The 14,207-nt window shown below is 63.1% G+C and carries 13 protein-coding genes and 1 riboswitch; of the genes, 8 read left to right on the top strand and 5 right to left on the bottom strand.

All coding sequences use genetic code 11. The features are described from left to right. The first annotated feature begins 814 nt into the window (after nt 1–814). Nucleotides 815–900: riboswitch (cyclic di-GMP riboswitch) on the top strand. 93 nt (nt 901–993) lie between these two features. From BN1143_RS17325 to BN1143_RS17335, 3 genes are all read left to right on the top strand, one after another. Beyond that, a complete protein-coding gene (locus tag BN1143_RS17325) occupies nt 994–1,317 on the top strand; it encodes a hypothetical protein (protein WP_042051510.1) in 324 nt (107 codons plus the stop codon). A gap of 493 nt (nt 1,318–1,810) precedes the next feature. Further along, nucleotides 1,811–4,558 carry a collagenase gene (locus tag BN1143_RS17330; RefSeq protein ID WP_042051511.1) on the top strand — a complete coding sequence of 916 codons (2,748 nt, stop codon included), beginning with the start codon at nt 1,811–1,813 and terminating at the stop codon, nt 4,556–4,558. Between the two features lie 211 nt (nt 4,559–4,769). After that, complete coding sequence (locus BN1143_RS17335; protein WP_197069880.1) at nt 4,770–5,750, top strand: SanA/YdcF family protein; 981 nt, start codon at nt 4,770–4,772, stop codon at nt 5,748–5,750. A 52-nt stretch (nt 5,751–5,802) separates the two neighbouring features. Here the strand turns inward: BN1143_RS17335 and BN1143_RS17340 are convergent, their stop codons facing one another. Next, nucleotides 5,803–6,417, bottom strand: coding sequence for a superoxide dismutase (locus BN1143_RS17340; protein WP_042051513.1), 615 nt, complete (start codon nt 6,415–6,417; stop codon nt 5,803–5,805). Nucleotides 6,418–6,438: 21 nt separating this feature from the next. After that, the gene (locus BN1143_RS17345) at nt 6,439–6,864 is read right to left on the bottom strand and encodes a hypothetical protein (protein ID WP_042051514.1); all 426 of its coding nucleotides are present in this window, start codon (nt 6,862–6,864) and stop codon (nt 6,439–6,441) included. 291 nt (nt 6,865–7,155) lie between these two features. Between BN1143_RS17345 and BN1143_RS17350 the strand changes: the two genes are divergently transcribed. Both BN1143_RS17350 and BN1143_RS17355 read left to right on the top strand, forming a co-directional pair. Then, complete coding sequence (locus BN1143_RS17350) at nt 7,156–8,067, top strand: lipase family alpha/beta hydrolase (protein WP_005308335.1); 912 nt, start codon at nt 7,156–7,158, stop codon at nt 8,065–8,067. Next, entirely contained in the window at nt 8,064–8,807 is a 744-nt protein-coding gene (locus BN1143_RS17355) for a lipase secretion chaperone (protein ID WP_042051515.1), read from the top strand. The genes BN1143_RS17350 and BN1143_RS17355 overlap by 4 nt, the downstream gene beginning before the upstream one ends. A 64-nt stretch (nt 8,808–8,871) precedes the next feature. On the opposite strand, the gene BN1143_RS17360 is transcribed toward BN1143_RS17355, so the two are convergent. The 3 genes from BN1143_RS17360 to sgrR are packed head-to-tail and all read right to left on the bottom strand — an operon-like array spanning nt 8,872 to nt 11,781. Then, entirely contained in the window at nt 8,872–9,585 is a 714-nt protein-coding gene (locus BN1143_RS17360; RefSeq protein ID WP_042051516.1) for a hypothetical protein, read from the bottom strand. 31 nt (nt 9,586–9,616) lie between these two features. Continuing rightward, nucleotides 9,617–10,012: an acyl-CoA thioesterase gene (locus BN1143_RS17365; RefSeq protein WP_010635278.1), complete on the bottom strand. Its 396-nt coding sequence runs from the start codon at nt 10,010–10,012 to the stop codon at nt 9,617–9,619. Between the two features lie 35 nt (nt 10,013–10,047). After that, nucleotides 10,048–11,781 (bottom strand): HTH-type transcriptional regulator SgrR, encoded by a 1,734-nt coding sequence (gene sgrR / locus BN1143_RS17370; RefSeq protein ID WP_042051517.1) that lies wholly within the window; start codon nt 11,779–11,781, stop codon nt 10,048–10,050. Nucleotides 11,782–11,881: 100 nt separating this feature from the next. Between sgrR and BN1143_RS22125 the strand changes: the two genes are divergently transcribed. The 3 genes from BN1143_RS22125 to BN1143_RS17380 all read left to right on the top strand — a co-directional run bounded on the left by BN1143_RS22125 (nt 11,882) and on the right by BN1143_RS17380 (nt 14,196). Continuing rightward, nucleotides 11,882–12,058: a hypothetical protein gene (locus BN1143_RS22125; protein WP_017764594.1), complete on the top strand. Its 177-nt coding sequence runs from the start codon at nt 11,882–11,884 to the stop codon at nt 12,056–12,058. A gap of 130 nt (nt 12,059–12,188) precedes the next feature. Then, the gene (locus BN1143_RS17375; protein ID WP_017764595.1) at nt 12,189–13,457 is read left to right on the top strand and encodes an O-acetylhomoserine aminocarboxypropyltransferase/cysteine synthase family protein; all 1,269 of its coding nucleotides are present in this window, start codon (nt 12,189–12,191) and stop codon (nt 13,455–13,457) included. 109 nt (nt 13,458–13,566) lie between these two features. Next, nucleotides 13,567–14,196, top strand: a complete 630-nt coding sequence (locus tag BN1143_RS17380; protein WP_042051518.1) for a glutathione S-transferase family protein — start codon at nt 13,567–13,569, stop codon at nt 14,194–14,196. Nucleotides 14,197–14,207: the final 11 nt, after the last annotated feature.

Here is a 14,207-nt window from a genome sequence, read left to right on the forward strand (position 1 = left end):
TACTGCACAGCATGCCGGTGCCTGTTCTCTCATTAAGCCGGTGAGAGGCGGCATCAATAACTTGCTGTGCCTTTATGGTTTATCTAAATAAGCAAAAGCAGCTCACCGCATAAGGAGCAGTTCCCGCTACACCTCAACTGCACAACTACATACATCCCTGTCGTCTGTGCAGAAAGCCGTGCTCCGCTTTTGCTTGATGAACAAATTAACGACTCATATGATGCACATCAAATACATTTTGATTTTTATAAATTCTTTTATAAACACATAAAAAACAATTACTTACATCCATGACAACACATTTATGAATGCCGTAAAATAAATATCGTTCATATAGCAAACACGGATTGGATTATTTTAAATCAGACAACCTCAACCGCTTAACAGCAATTAACAAAAACACAACAACAAAATAATTCCAGATCACGTTTTTTGTTTCTTGAATACCCCTGACGTCATACATAAAACAGCTCAGGTAATCAGGTAATCAGGTAATCAGGTAATCAGGTAATCATTCTAACCAGGTTCCATTTGTGAAGGGAAACTCCAACATGTTTCCTTTTATTATCCCCCTGTTCACTCCCAAGGTCATGCTGAACCATGTTTGTGATCGACATAAAAATACTGAGTTCGCCCGTTAATCATAATGGCAAGGGAGATAAGAATGAATTTTTCAGGATATTCATTCAAAAAAACATTAAGGAAAACCAGCCGTTTATCCTGAACCGCGGAGAATAAAAAACTATTTGTGACCCATACCTCACACTTTTTTATGGTGATTGATTTCTCAAAGTGCGATGTTATCATCTAGACATAGAGTAAAGGGCAAACCGATCGAAAGGTCGGGACGCAAAGCCACCGGTCTAAGGGTTCATAACCTAAGACAGCGGAGCTGCCATCTGAGAAGAGCGATGTCATCAGCTGTATCTGTGTCATTCTCTTTGATTGCGTTGCCCTTTTCGTACAACGACATGTGACGAAAAGGACATAAAAATGAACACTTCCACCGCTTCCGTTCGCAACAACGCCATCCGTTTTGCCTCTTCTGCCGCCGCAGCCATGCTGCTGGGTGCCGCTTTGTTGCCAGCTACTGCCTCCGCCTACGATGGCAGCGTCACCTTCACCGGTACCATCTACGAAGCCCCCTGTGACTTCGCCGACAACAGCGTGACCTGCTACTCGGGCACCCAGCGTCAAACCATGGATCTGGCCAGCCTGCAGCAGGCCGGCAGCCTCAATACCATCAGCAGCACCATGCAGTACAAGCTGTCTGCTGGCAGCAGCAACATGGCCATAGTGACCGTCAGCTACCTCTGATCCCGTCATTTCCGTCACCCGCCCGAGGTTGTTCATTGCCTCGGGCGGATCTGCTCGCACCGTGAAGGGTGAGCACCCACTGCCATGCTCAGGCAGCGGCTGATAACGCCTGCCCGCGACTCCCCATCACTTTTCCTCCTATTTTTTCTGCGTCCATACCGAGCGCAGCCAACTGCCTTCTCACTACGCCCCCAACTTTCTGCTCAGACAAGTCAGCGCTTTTTCTGCGGGTTTGCCGGCTTCGCATTGTCGCGACGCCACATGACCAGCACATCTCAAACGAGACTTTGATCACAGTTGCCAGCCTCAGACTGAGATCCCCCCCAGATGGCAGATGAGTCCTTGCTATCAGCCAGGCCCCCAATGGGGCTCACTTTGTTTTGATTCAATCTAAATAAATGATTTATATGGCCTGATTGGTGGGTTGATATCCTTTTGGAGCTGAATAGATTGCACGCGTCAATCACGCAGACAATCAAGCAAAGGGATAAAAATGAACAATCTGGGTACCAGGTTGCTGCTGCTGGCAGCACCGGGCCTGCTTGCCACTTCGGCGCTGGCCAACTACTCCCCCTCCGACTGGCAACAGTATCAACTCAAAGGTGAATCCAGCCGTCAGCTGGGGGATCAGCTCACCGAAGTGACCTACGAGCTGAGCGCCCGCAGCACCGACGCCCCCTATCAACAGCTGAGGGTGTATCGTCGCTTCGACTGGAGCGAAGCCAACCTGGCTGCGCTGGCAGAACAGCAGTGCGGCGAGCCGCAACTCAAGATCGAGCAGGGCTGGCAGATCCGCTACCTCAGCTGTGAAGAGGTGGTACCGGCCGGCAAGGCCGTCCCGGCCAGCAGCTATGACTTTGGCTACGGCATGAAACAAGGCCGCTGGGAGCCCCTGGCAGGCACCCCGACCGCGCCGCGTCAGGATCGTCTGCCGCTGGCGGAGCGGGTCATCCTGGGTCACAGCGAGCAGGAGCTGGATCGCTGCGAGCTCAACGCCGAGGGGCGCTGCGCCGAGCAGGCATGGCAGTACCAGCCGCAAAACTGGCAGCAGTTGAAGGTACTGGAAGAGACCCCCAACGAGCGGGATGGCCGCCTCGAGCAGATCTTCTTCCGTCTGCAGCCGGTTGCGGGCAGCCAGGCAGCCCGTCAGGTGAGCGAGCTGCACGTCTGGCGCCAGTACACCTGGTTGCTGGAACAGGCCAAGACCCAGCAGGAGTGCGATGAACCCCAGACTCGTCAGGAAGGGGACAAGACCATCAGCTATCGGGTGTGCCGTCAGACCCTGCCCGCCGGCAGCGAGGTGCAGGTGGTGTTGAAGGACACCGGCTATCAATACCCGGTGGGGGGCAGCGAATGGCAGACCCTGCCGGAAACAACCGAATGGCAGGAGAGCCGGGTGCTCAATCGCCCCATCATGCTGGCCAGCAAGGAGGAGCAGCTCGACTGCCGCCGTGCCGACGGCCGCGCCTGCTCCGAGCCGGACCTGCCCGATACCGATCTGCTGGACGCCGAAGCGGCCAGGATAGTGCAGGATGCCAGTGGCCAGCCCGCCCCTGTCTGGCAGGAGAACTATGGTCACGACGATGCCAAGCTGCTGGCCGTGTCCCGCGGCATCCAGAGCCTGTTGGCGGCCAATCAGCCGGCCCATCCGGCCATGAAGCTGCTGCTGGAATACGTACGTGCCCACAACTACCACAACTACGGCAAGCACAAGGAAGACGGCCCGGCCGCCGCCGAGGCGCTGGCCGAGGCGCTGACCGCGCTCGGTGCCCATCCGCTGCTCTTCCCGGAGCAACCCACCGATGAGGTGGGCTCCGTGATCGGTGCCTGGAGCATCGCCCTGCACGGCCAGTTCAAGAGCCCGGCAGTACAGAGCCGCTTTGGTACCCTGCTCGGCGAGTTCAACCAGATGCTGGCCTACAGCACCCGCCATGCCAGCGAGATCAACGGCCAGCACGCCTGGGCGACCGGCCTGTTCGATCTGCTCAACTTCCTCGACTTCGCCAGCGACTACAGCGATCCCTTCGCCAACGATTTCCGCCAGCAGGATGGCGAGCTGCGCAAGCAACTGCACGCCCTCGGCATGAGCGAGCTCGCGTTGTGGAAAGGGCGGGATGGCGCCGATCTGTTCTTGCTCAACAACGTGCTGGATGCCTACACCCGCCTCTACCGGATCGCCCGCTATACCCGCCCGGACGAGCTCGACGGCTACCGCAAGCTGCTGGATGACTCCGTTATCGCCCTCGTTCGCCACCACGACCTGATCCCCGGTGGTCAGCAGAGCCAGGATCTGCTGGAAGACATGTCGCTGACCCTCTCCACCTACTACCTGACCTACACGGACCGCACCAGCGAAGCCTGCATTAGCGGCGACTTCGCCGGGCTCTGCACCCCGATCCGGGTGGAAGACGTGCTGCCGTTCGAGCACACCTGCTCGCCGACCCTGCGCCTGCGAGCCCAGGATCTGACCATGGATCAGGCCGAGGGGATCTGCCGTGAACTGGGCGCCGAAGAGCAGCAGTTCCATCAGCAGATGGAAACTGGCTGGCAGCCGGTGGCGGACGATCACAACGAGGCACTGGAGCTGGTGATCTTTGACTCCTCCGCCGACTGGAAACGCTACGGCAGCGCACTGTTTGGCGGCGTTTCCACCGACAACGGCGGTATCTACATTGAGGGAGATCCGGCTCGCCCCGGCAACCAGGCCCGCTTCTTCGCCTACGAGGCGGAGTGGAAGCGTCCTGCGTTCCAGGTGTGGAACCTGCGCCACGAGTACGTGCACTACCTGGACGGCCGCTTCAACCAGTACGGCAGCTTCGGCCACTACCCGCTCAACCGCACCACCTGGTGGTCGGAAGGGCTGGCGGAATTCATCGCCCACGGCCAGTGCTTCGCCCGCGGTCTGGACAACGTCGCCGGCCGCCCGGCAGGCGATCGTCCTGCCCTGGCCGACATCCTGCACCTGGATTACGACAAGGGTGGCGAGATGGTCTACTCCTGGTCCTACACGGTGCATCGCTTCCTGAACGAGACCGGTCGCGGCGCCAGCTGGCTGGCCATGGCCCAGGCCCTGCGCAACCCGGATCAGCAGCAGGCGATGAGCGCCTTCGAAGCCGAGCTGGACCAGCTCATTGCCAATGACAGCGAGGCCTACCAGCAGTGGCTCGGCCGCGAGCTGCTGCCCTGGTGGGAAGCCAACAAGGACTCCGACGAGTGCAAGGCCAACGACTCTTCCCACTGAAGCGCTGGCATCAATACCCAAGGGCGGCCATGGCCGCCCTTTTTATTGGAGGATGATAAGCAGCACAGGATCAATCAGTTAGCCACTCCCGCCATGCGACAACCTCTGCCCGAGTGACGCCATCTGCGGTCATCAAGCCTGACGCGCGGCGGCAACTTGTAATAGAATGACCCCCTGTCATCTCTTACTTCAGACCCGAACCGCACCGCGCATGAAGAAGTTTGCCAAGATCCTGCTCGCCTGCCTCTGCCTGTTGCTGGCCTCTGCCGCCGCCCTGCTTGGCTACAGCGAGTGGACCGTCTCGGACGCCCGTCACTACACCTATGACGACGTCAATGCGGTGCCCTACAACCGGGTCGCCCTGGTGCTCGGCACCTCCAAATACCTGATTGGCGGCAGCCCGAACCACTACTTCAAATACCGGATCAAGGCCGCCGCCGAGCTCTACAACAACGGCAAGGTGGACTACATCCTGGTCTCCGGCGACAACGCCACCGTGCAGTACAACGAGCCGCGCCAGATGCGGCGAGCCCTGATCCAGGCCGGCATCCCTGCCAGCGCCATCTACAGCGACTACGCCGGCTTTCGGACTCTGGACTCCATCGTGCGGGCCAAGGAGGTGTTCGGTCAGGCCCACTTCACCGTGGTCTCGCAGGCCTTTCACAACGAGCGCGCCATCTTCATCGCCCGCCATTTCGGTATCGAGGCGGTCGGCTTCAACGCCGTGGATCCCAGCGCCTATCAGGGCATCAAGACCCGGGTACGCGAGGTGTTCGCCCGCCTGATGGGGCTGCTCGACCTCTACGTGCTGGACAAGGGACCCAAGTTCCTCGGCGAGCCCATCGTCATCGGCGGCCCGGTTCCCTGCCAGGCGTTGAGCACCATAGGAGCGAGCCAACCCTGCCTGCCCATCAAGCCGCCCTCTCATCAGCCGAAGGCCAAGCCGGCAGCGGTGGTGAGTGCAGCAACTGCCACCAGTGCGGCGGCCGCTACCAGCGGAGCCACGGCCACCAGCGCCGCCGTGCCGAGCGAAGTCACCACTGCGGACAAACCAGCCATCACCAATGCAGCAACGCCAACCAGCAGTGCCCAAGCCACCAGCGCCGCCGTACCGAGCGAAGTTACCGCTGCTGACAAACCGGCTGCCGCCAGTGCGGCCCCGCCAACCGGCAGCACGCTGACCCCTCAATAGCAGAGACCCGCCATCAGGCGGGTCTCTTTCATTGGCTTGGTATTTCCAGCGATCAGGCCAGCGCCGCCACGTAACGCCGCGCCACCTCGTTCCAGTCGATCACCTTGTAAAACGCGGCTATGTAGTCAGGACGCTTGTTCTGGTACTTGAGGTAGTAGGCGTGCTCCCACACATCCAGCCCCAAAATGGGTACCAGCCCATCCTGCAGGGGGCTGTCCTGGTTAGCGCTGCTCACTACCTGCAGCTTGCCGCTGCGATCGACCACCAGCCAGGCCCAGCCGCTGCCAAAGCGGCTCAGCGCCGCCTGGGTAAAGGCCTGTTTGAAGGCCTCCAGTCCACCCAGATCCCGCTGGATCGCCGCAGCCAGCTCGCCGGCCGGCTCGCCGCCGCCCTGCGGGCTCATCACCCGCCAGAACAGGCTGTGGTTGGCGTGACCGCCACCGTGATTGCGCACCGCCCCCTGCACTTTGGCAGGCAGGCTGTCGAAGCGGGCAAGCAGCTCCTCCACCGGCAACGCCGCCAGTTCGGGGTGATCGGCCAGCGCCGCATTGAGGTTGTTGATGTAAGTCTGGTGATGGCGACTGTGATGGATCTCCATGGTCAGCGCGTCGATATGGGGTTCCAGTGCGTCGTAGGCATAGGCAAGGGCAGGCAGGGTATGGCTCATGGTCACCTCTGTTTATTGTGATTAATGCAGTTGCGGGGCTGGCTCGGTCTGGCACAGACACTGGCCGAGGCAGCGGCGGATGCCGTCGTGGCTGCCGTGCTTGCGCACGAAGGCGAGCAATTCGGTATGGGTGCTGCGGGTGTGGCGCAGGGCGGCATCCCGCAGGGCTCCGGAGCTGGCGGGGGACTGGCTGGTGGCGAGCAGGCAGTCGTGGATGTGACACAGCAGGTCGGCGGCCCGATCCGGCAGCGTCATCGCCACCAGCAGATCCGCCAGGTTGTGGTGGGCCACCACCAGCGCGGCCACCGCCTCGTCCACATCGTGCCAGTCGGCAAACTGCTGGCGGGCCAGCCACAGCGCCTGCTGATAGCAGGAGAGCGCCTTGGCGTGCTCACCGGCATCGAAATGGCGGTTGCCGCTCATGGTCTGCACCTTCCAGTGCACCATGCTGCTGTCGCTCTCCCCCGTCCCTACCCAACCTCTTACCCAGCTTGCCGACATAGGCTCCAACACCACAAATGATAATAATTATTATTTAACTTATATGAGGGGCGAACACAAGGGATAGTTGTGCCGGCACAGCCAACAGCCCTGCCCATATGGGTAGGGCTTTTTTGAATCTGTCTGTTTGGTGATCATTTGCACAGATGCAAACGTCCCGTTCCGCCATGCTGGTCGGTATCGGCATGATGCCGGTGGCTGCCGCTGCGGCAGTCTCTCTTCACAAGGATGGACAAGATGAAAAAATGGCTATTGGTGCTGTTGTGCGCCCTGCCCATGCTGGGCCAGGCGGCAGGTTATACCCAGACCCGCTACCCCATAGTGCTGGTGCACGGTCTGTTCGGTTTCGACAAGCTGCTCGGGGTCGATTACTTCTACGGCATCCCCCAGGCCCTGACCCGGGATGGCGCCAGGGTCTACGTGGCCCAGGTCTCCGCCACCCAGAGCTCGGAACTGCGCGGTGAGCAGCTACTCAAGCAGGTACAGCAGGTGCTCGCCATCACCGGGGCGGAGAAGGTGAACCTCATCGGCCACTCCCACGGCGGCCCCACCATTCGCTACGTCGCCTCGGTCGCTCCCGAGCTGGTCGCCTCCGCCACCAGCGTGGGCGGGGTCAACTACGGCTCGGAGATCGCCGATCTGGTGCGCGCCAACGTGGCACCGGGCTCGGTGGCCGAGAAGCTGGCGGTGGCCGCCGCCTCGGCCCTGTCCGGGGTCATCTCACTGCTCTCCGGGGGCAGCCAGCTGCCACAGGATCCCCTCGCCGCCCTCGACGCCCTCACCAGCGCCGGCGCCCAGCGCTTCAACCAGCGCTACCCGGAAGGGCTGCCCAGCCAGTATTGCGGCGAAGGGCCCATGCAGGCTGCCAACGGGGTCTACTACTTCTCCTGGAGCGGGCGCGGCACCATGACCAACATCCTGGATCCGGTGGATCCGGCGCTGGCGCTGACCGGCAGCTTCTTCAAGGAGCCCAACGACGGCCTGGTCGGAGTGTGCAGCAGCCACCTCGGCAAGGTGATCGGCACCGACTACCGGATGAACCATCTGGACGAGGTGAACCAGTCGTTTGGCATTCGCCACCTGTTCGAGACCGACCCGGTCGGCCTCTATCGCCAGCACGCCAACCGCCTGCAGAGACTGGGGTTATGAACAAGGCCTGGTTGATGGCCGCTTTGCTGGGAGCGGCCCTGCTGCTGGGGGGTTGGCAGCTGTGGCCCGCCCCGCGCCCCGACTCGGCCGCCCCCTTGGCGCAAGAGGCCGAGCCGGCCTCCCCCCTCGCCCGGCAGGCCGCCTCTTCGTCCGCTGAGCACTCGCTGCAGGCTCGCTATGAGGCCTTTCTTGCCGCCGAAAGCAGCCTGACGGTGCCGACCGATCCGGGCCTGGCCAGCCTGCAGGTGCTGTTCGACGAGCGCGAGCAGTTGCGCCAGCAGAGCTTCACCCCGGCTGAACAGGAGCAGCTGTTTGCCGAGGATCGGTTGATGGAGCAGTGGACCCTGCGCCGCAAGGCGCTGGCGGAGGCCAGCGATACCGACAAGCCGCTGCTGGCGAGCGAGCTCGAACTCTGGCTGGCGGAGCAGCCCCAGTGGTTTCGGGAAGCGGAGGCCAACAGCCGCCTGCTCGGCGATCTGCAGAGTCTGGAGCGGCTGCCCGCAACCGAGCGCGACACAATGCTGCGCGAGCAGCTGGGGCCGGAGGCAGCGGACCGGCTGCACCAGCTGACGGAGAGTCAGCAGGGGTTCGAGCAGCAGCTGGCCGGCTATCTGGCCGAACTCAAGCCCCTGCCCGCCGAGCGGCGGGCCGAGCAGCAGTCGGAGATCCTGGCGCGCTGGTTCGAGCCCGGCCAGTGGCGACGGGTGGAAGCCCTCACCCGGCTCAGGCTGGGCGAGTGACCGCCACAATAACCAAAATAAAAAGGGGCCCACATCTGGGCCCCTTGCTTTGCTGCTGCCGTGCTTACTGCGGCTTGTTGGCACCCGGCAGCGGCTGCCAGGTCAGGCGGGTCACCTGGGGACCCTGCACCTCGCACTTGAGGCTCAGATCCTGCCACCCCTTATCCTGGCGCAGGGAGACCTCCCCCTCGATGCCCTCGGCACGGCTCTTGAGCTTGGCCGGCTCGAAGGTCACCTTGTCCCCCCCGGCCAGCGCCATCAGCTTGCCGTTGCAGAGCCAGTGGGCCAGCTCCGCCCCCTTGAGCTTGACGCCCCCCTTGGCCACCTTCTGTTCGGCGGCGCTCGGTGCAAACAGTTGGCCCAGCTCGGCCGCCCGTTTGGTGAGCCAGACTTCACGCTGCTGCATGCTCATCTTGCTGACGAACTCGGCGGGCTGTCCCTTCTCGTCCAGCCACCGGGTCAGCTTGCCGCCGTCGTCAAAGGCGAACTGGGCGGCGGGCTCCTTCACCCCGAACAACTTGCCGCCCTTGAAGTAGTAACGGCTCTCCCCTTCCTGCTTGCCCTGCTCGTTCATGATGGGCACGGCGATGATGACGGGAGCGCCATCCACCCAGGCCTTGATGTCTATGCCGTCGTGGCTGAACAGACGGGTATCGAGGGCGCTCTCGGCCCCCTTTTCCATCAGGGAGAACTGCTCGGCGAGGGAGGCCGCCATCGAAGGCAGGGAGCAGAGCCCCAGTCCCAGGCCGAGGCTCAGGGCGATCACGGTATTGCGCATAAATGTCCTGTGATTGGCCGAAGGGCCAAGGTTAGCTTTCTATCAGCCAGACCCGCAGCTCCTCCCGGTGGCGATCGCCCAGGGGGATGGACTGGCGGGACTGGTAGTCAAAATGGATCAGGGTGGTTTCGGCGGTCACCGCCAGCTCGCCCTCCTGCCAGGCTTCCTGCCAGAGCGTGAAGGAGCTGGAGCCGATGCGGCGGACCCCGGTTTTGATCAATACCTGCTGGCCGTAGAACAGCTCCCGTTTGAACTGCACCGTGTAGCCCGCGATGATCAGATGCCAGTTGTGCACATCCAGCTCGGGGGAGAAGATGCGAAACAGCGGGTCGCGGGCCGATTCAAACCAGACCGCCGGCACCGTGTTGTTGATGTGGCCGAGGGCATCTGTCTCTTGAAAACGGGGTTGGATCTGCATTTCCAGCATGGATATCGACTCCTTGTCGTTGGACCGCGCTCAGGCTAACGCGGCCCGCCTCTGGACTCAAGCTCCCCCGTCGTATCGCCGGCACCGACGGCCAGCTCCGGGCGCAGCCAGGCGCTGCGAAAATCGAACCAGCCGAGCGCCGTCATCCGCACCCCGTGCACGCCGACCCGGCTCTCCAGCTCCAGCCAGTGGTGAAACAGCGGCACGAACCAGCCCTGCCGCTGCACATTTGCCAGCAGCGCGCGCGGCCCCGGCTCCTCGCCGCTGGCACGCCACTGCGTCAGCCCCTGCCACAGGCCATGCTGGCCGCCCCACACCTTGCGCAGCAGCGGGGTCCCCTGCAGCCAGGCGTAGGGGGCGAAGGCGTGTTCGTGCTCCAGGTTGAGGGTGCCGAGCCAGAGATCCACGTCCTCGTCCGCCCCGCTCACCCAGCGGCCGTAATCCAGGGTGCGTACCTCGAGCTCGATGCCCTGCTCTGCCAGCAGGCTGCTCATGGCGTTGGCACACTCGTTGAACTCCAGGTGCTGGTTGAAGCAGGCCAGCACCAGCTGACGTGGCCGCCCGGCCGGCGCCGGCAACGGGGCCGGCTGCGCCTCCCGCCAGTGGGGCAAGAGACCCAGCGCACTGGTCCAGCCCCGCTGCAGCTCGGGGGCGACCCGCGCCATCAGGGCGATGGGGTTGAGCAGGCCGGCCAGCCACTGGCGCAGGGCGGGATCCTGCAGGGCACCGGAGCGCTCATCCTGCAGCAGGAAGTAGCAACCCGATTCCAGCTCGGACTCGCCACGCATGGTGCCGAGCTCCGGGCTGTCACGCCCCAGTTGCAGGTGGCTCTCCAGCCGTTCCGCCAGCTCCGGCAGCATCCAGATGTCGATTTCGTCGAGCAGGGCGCGCAGACCGAAGTAGTCGTCGAATGCCTCCAGGCACAGGTGCATGGGATCGTTGGCGGTCACCCGATAGGGGCCGGTGCCCACCGGCTGCAGGGCAAAGCCCGCCTCCCCCTTGAGCTCGCGCGGCAGGATGACGGCCACCGGCTCGGCCAGCAGGTGGGGCAGCAGGGGATCCGGGCTGTCGAGGTGCAGATCCAGGGTGCGCGGCCAGGGGCTCTCCAGCCGCGCCAGATGGGCGAACAGCGGACGATCCCGCAGGCTCTGCAGGCTCTCCGTCACGTCCTCCACCGTCAGGGCGCGGCCGTGGTGAAAACGCACCGCCGGCCTCAGGTAGAAGCGCCAGTGGCAGGGGCCGAGGCACTCCCAGTGGTGGGCCAGATCCCCCTCGATTTCCCCATTTTCCTCATTTCGCCGGGTCAGGCCATTGAAGATCTGGCGGCTCAGGTGGATTTCTGATCGGCGCAGCGGGCCGGTGGGCAGTAGCTGGGGCAGTGGCCGGTAGTAGGGCACCCGCAGGATCTGGCGCCCTGCCCGGGTGGCCTGCCCGAGCTGTTCGATCAGCAGCGGGGTGAGCAGATCGAGGCGATCTTCCGCCAGCCGCACCGCCTGAGCCAGCTGGCCCTGGCTCAGCAGCTCCCGCAGTCGGCGCCGGGTCAGGCTCTCCTGGTTGTCCAGCAGGGTGAGGCGGGAGCGCCGTCCCCGCCCGGCCTCGGCGGACCAGCCGAGCCAGCCCTGCTCCTGCATGCGGCGCAGCAGCAGGCGGGCGTTGCGCGGGGTACAGCAGAGCAGATCCGCTACCTCGGCGAGGCTGATTTCACGCTCGTCGCAACCGAGCTGCTGGGCGAGCCGTTGGAATTGCTGGTAGAGGCGGCTGGTGGGCATAAAAGAGGAAATCCTTGTGCTGAAAGTCATCAGTTTTTACTTCCGCATTTTAGCTCAATACTGCTGGCGAACGTGAGAACCACAGCACAGGAGCCCCATCATGAGCCACGCCAACCCCATCAAACCGAACCGGATCCAGCAGATCCTGCGCCGTTACTTCAAGCGGATCCTGCCCCGCCCGCTGCCGCTCATCGAGGATCCCATGAGCCAGCTCAACCGTCTGATGCAGTGGGACATGCACCAGATCGACGACAAGGAGTATCGCCGCCGCCTCTGAGCCGGCCTCCCTCACGCCCCGACGAGATTGCTTTGCCGGATCTGATGGTTTACATCGGCCAAGGGCCTGATAGATTGGACGTCTATCCATCTATGACTGCTATCCAGCAACATCCAACAAGGAGTGTGTGATGAAAGATGCGACCCTGGCCCTGCACCACGGCTTTGCCAACGACCCCACCACCAAGGCCGTTGCCGTGCCCATCTACCAGACGGTGGCCTACGAGTTCGAGAGCGCCCAGCACGGGGCGGATCTGTTCAACCTGGCGGTGCCTGGCAACATCTACACCCGCATCATGAACCCCACCAACGATGTGCTGGAGCAGCGCATGGCCGCGCTGGAAGGGGGCATTGCCGGCCTAGTGGTCTCGGCGGGTTCCGCCGCCATCACCTACGCCATCCAGGCGCTGACCGCCGCCGGCGACAATATCGTCTCCACCCCCCAGCTCTATGGCGGCACCTACACCCTGTTCGCCCACATGCTGCCAAGCTTCGGGGTCGAGGTGCGCTTCGCCAAGGATGACAGCGCCGAGGCCATCGCCGCCCTCATCGACGACAAGACCAAGGCGGTCTACTGCGAGAGCATCGGCAACCCGGCCGGCAACATAGTGGACATAGCCGCCCTGGCCAAGGTGGCCCACGCCCGCGGCGTGCCGCTCATCGTCGACAACACGGTCGCCACCCCGGTCTTGTGCAAACCCATCGAGCACGGCGCCGACATCGTGGTGCACAGCCTGACCAAATATGTCGGCGGCCACGGCAACTCGCTGGGGGGCGTGGTGGTCGACTCGGGCAAGTTCCCCTGGGCGGATCACGCCGAGCGCTTCCCCCAATTGACCCAGCCCGAGCCCTCCTATCACGGAGTGGTCTACACCGAGGCCTTCGGTCCGGCCGCCTTCATCGGGCGGGTGCGCACCGTGCCGCTGCGCAATACCGGCGCGGCGCTGGCGCCGATGAACGCCTTCCTGCTGCTGCAGGGGCTGGAGACCCTGAGCCTGCGCATGGAGCGCCACGTGGACAACGCCTTGCAGGTGGCCCACCACCTCAAGCACCATCCCAAGGTAGCCTGGGTCAGCTACGCCGGGCTGCCGGGTCACCCCCACTACCTGCTGGCGGAGAAGTACATGGCCGGCCGCCCCTCCGCCATCCTCTCGTTCGGCCTGAAAGAGGGCTACGAGGCGGGGGTGCGCTTCTACGATGCGCTCAAGATCTTCAAGCGGCTGGTCAACATCGGCGACGCCAAGTCGCTGGCCTGCCACCCCGCCTCCACCACCCATCGCCAGCTCAGCGAAGAGGAGCAGGCCAAGGCCGGGGTGAAACCTGAGATGATCCGGCTGTCGGTGGGGATCGAGGCCATCGAGGACATACTGGCGGATCTGGATCAGGCGCTGGAGGCCTGACGCAAACGGTGCGGGAGCGGGCATCAGCCCGCTCTTTTTTATCTGCAGCGGTGAACCCGTCGCCGCGCCGCTGCGTACTACCGCTTCTTGTCACTGCGTCGAGGTATCCATGATAGTCCTGCACCACCTGAACAAATCCCGCTCCCAGCGCATCATCTGGCTGCTCGAAGAGCTGGGCCTGCCCTATGAGATCAAGGCCTACCAGCGCGATGCCGCCACTTTTCTGGCACCGCCCGAGCTCAAGGCCATCCACCCCCTCGGCAAGTCGCCGGTCATCGAGTTCGACGGCCGGGTGCTGGCAGAATCCGGTGCCATCACCGAATACCTGATCGCCCGCCACGCCCCGCAACGGCTGGCGCCAGCCGCCGACAGCCCGGACTATGCCGAGTACCTGCAGTGGCTCCACTTCGCCGAGAGCTCGGGCATTTTGCCGCTGCTGCTCGACATGTTCGTGCGCAAGGACGGCAGCCCGATGCGCTTCCTGCCGGACTACGCCAAAGCCGAGTGCGCCAAGGTGCTGGGCTATCTCGACGAGGTGCTGGCAAGCCGCCGCTATCTGGTGGCCGCTCGCCTCACCGGCGCCGACATCCTGAACTCCTTCCTGGTGGATCTGCTGGCGCAAAGCGGCCAACTGGCCCAGTTCCCGCATTTGCAGGCCTACTGGCAGCGGCTCAACACTCATCCGGCCCGCCAGAAGGCGGCGGCGCTGGAGCGCGAGCTGGATCGCAGCGCCGGATAAGCGGCCTGGCG

It is taken from the genome of Aeromonas dhakensis, from assembly GCF_000820305.1.
Classification (GTDB): domain Bacteria; phylum Pseudomonadota; class Gammaproteobacteria; order Enterobacterales; family Aeromonadaceae; genus Aeromonas; species Aeromonas dhakensis.

What these genes read in the sequence shown, in the direction of transcription:
- BN1143_RS17330 (WP_042051511.1), top strand. Translation starts at nt 1,811, where the DNA reads ATGAACAATCTGGGTACCAGGTTGCTGCTGCTGGCAGCACCGGGCCTG.
- BN1143_RS17375 (WP_017764595.1), top strand. Translation starts at nt 12,189, where the DNA reads ATGAAAGATGCGACCCTGGCCCTGCACCACGGCTTTGCCAACGACCCC.
- BN1143_RS17350 (WP_005308335.1), top strand. Translation starts at nt 7,156, where the DNA reads ATGAAAAAATGGCTATTGGTGCTGTTGTGCGCCCTGCCCATGCTGGGC.
- BN1143_RS17365 (WP_010635278.1), bottom strand. Translation starts at nt 10,012, where the DNA reads ATGCTGGAAATGCAGATCCAACCCCGTTTTCAAGAGACAGATGCCCTC.
- BN1143_RS17360 (WP_042051516.1), bottom strand. Translation starts at nt 9,585, where the DNA reads ATGCGCAATACCGTGATCGCCCTGAGCCTCGGCCTGGGACTGGGGCTC.
- BN1143_RS17380 (WP_042051518.1), top strand. Translation starts at nt 13,567, where the DNA reads ATGATAGTCCTGCACCACCTGAACAAATCCCGCTCCCAGCGCATCATC.
- BN1143_RS17335 (WP_197069880.1), top strand. Translation starts at nt 4,770, where the DNA reads ATGAAGAAGTTTGCCAAGATCCTGCTCGCCTGCCTCTGCCTGTTGCTG.
- BN1143_RS17325 (WP_042051510.1), top strand. Translation starts at nt 994, where the DNA reads ATGAACACTTCCACCGCTTCCGTTCGCAACAACGCCATCCGTTTTGCC.
- sgrR (WP_042051517.1), bottom strand. Translation starts at nt 11,781, where the DNA reads ATGCCCACCAGCCGCCTCTACCAGCAATTCCAACGGCTCGCCCAGCAG.
- BN1143_RS17355 (WP_042051515.1), top strand. Translation starts at nt 8,064, where the DNA reads ATGAACAAGGCCTGGTTGATGGCCGCTTTGCTGGGAGCGGCCCTGCTG.
- BN1143_RS22125 (WP_017764594.1), top strand. Translation starts at nt 11,882, where the DNA reads ATGAGCCACGCCAACCCCATCAAACCGAACCGGATCCAGCAGATCCTG.
- BN1143_RS17340 (WP_042051513.1), bottom strand. Translation starts at nt 6,417, where the DNA reads ATGAGCCATACCCTGCCTGCCCTTGCCTATGCCTACGACGCACTGGAA.
- BN1143_RS17345 (WP_042051514.1), bottom strand. Translation starts at nt 6,864, where the DNA reads ATGGTGCACTGGAAGGTGCAGACCATGAGCGGCAACCGCCATTTCGAT.